Genomic DNA, 997 nt, shown 5'->3' with positions numbered 1-997 from the left:
GGTGATCGCGGGTCCCGAATCTTCAGCCGCCCACGCCGTCGCCCGGACCGACGCATTGTCGCTTGGTATCCCGGTGATCGGCTGCGGCTTCTGCGGTCCGGACGCGCGGGCGCGCGCGAAGGAGAGCAGGTTGAGCGGCTTCGACGGCTTGGCTTCGTCCAGGGCCAGCACAGGCGAAGCGCCTGCGAGCACTGATGCCGCGACCAGCAGGAGGAATTTGGCTTTGTGATCCAGCTTCAGCATCGGGCCGCGTGCGATTCTCGGTCGAGACCTGAGCATTGAGCGACCAAGCTTGCACGACGCTTATGCATCATTGCACGATGACATCGGCCTGGAGCGCGCCAGCCGTCTTGATCGCCTGCAGGATCGCGATGATGCCAGACGGTTTCAGGCCGATCTGGTTCAGCCCGCGCACCAGGCGCTGGAGATCGACCCCGCTGAGGATCGCCACCTGCGCTCCGGCCTCGTTGGCCTCGACCACGGTCTGCGGGACGACCACTGTCTGGCCTCGCGAGAACGGCGCCGGCTGCGAGACCACGGGCATCTCCGTGACACGGACCGTCAGATTGCCGTGCGTCACCGCAACGGTCGATATCCGCACGTCGCGCCCGATCACCACCGTGCCGGTGCGCTCGTTGATCACCACACGTGCCGGCGTGTCCGGCTCGACCGTCAGCTCGCCGATCTCGGCAAGGAATCGGACCGGGCCGATGTGGCGCGGCTTCGACAGCACGATGTTGCGGTAGTCGCGCTCGAAGGCGATCTGGGCGCGGTAGCGTCCGCCGGCGTAGCGGTTGATGGCGTCGAGGATGCGCGTTGCGGTGACGAAATCGGGGTTCTTCAGCTCCAGCACCAGGAACTCCATCTCATGGAGACTTCCCTGCACCTCGCGCTCGACCAGCGCACCGTTCGGGATGCGCCCGGCCGTCGGCGTGCCCTGGCTGACGTTCTGCGCCTGGCCTCCGACGCTGAAACCGGCGACCGTGATCGCGCCCTG

1 protein-coding gene and 1 pseudogene are annotated in these 997 nt (G+C 66.9%); both read right to left on the bottom strand.

The window, feature by feature from the left end; translation table 11 throughout:
• Nucleotides 1-243, bottom strand: a pseudogene (locus tag MOV75_RS39545) (hypothetical protein); the annotation flags it as partial.
• A gap of 67 nt (nt 244-310) precedes the next feature.
• Nucleotides 311-997, bottom strand: a 687-nt coding sequence (locus MOV75_RS39540) for a flagellar basal body P-ring protein FlgI (protein ID WP_247008264.1), incomplete at its 5' end; no start/stop codon positions are given.

It is taken from the genome of Bradyrhizobium sp. PRIMUS42, assembly GCF_023006515.1.
Taxonomy (GTDB): domain Bacteria; phylum Pseudomonadota; class Alphaproteobacteria; order Rhizobiales; family Xanthobacteraceae; genus Bradyrhizobium.
Note: the sequence above shows the minus strand (reverse complement) of the source record. Positions and strands in the feature narration are given on the sequence as shown.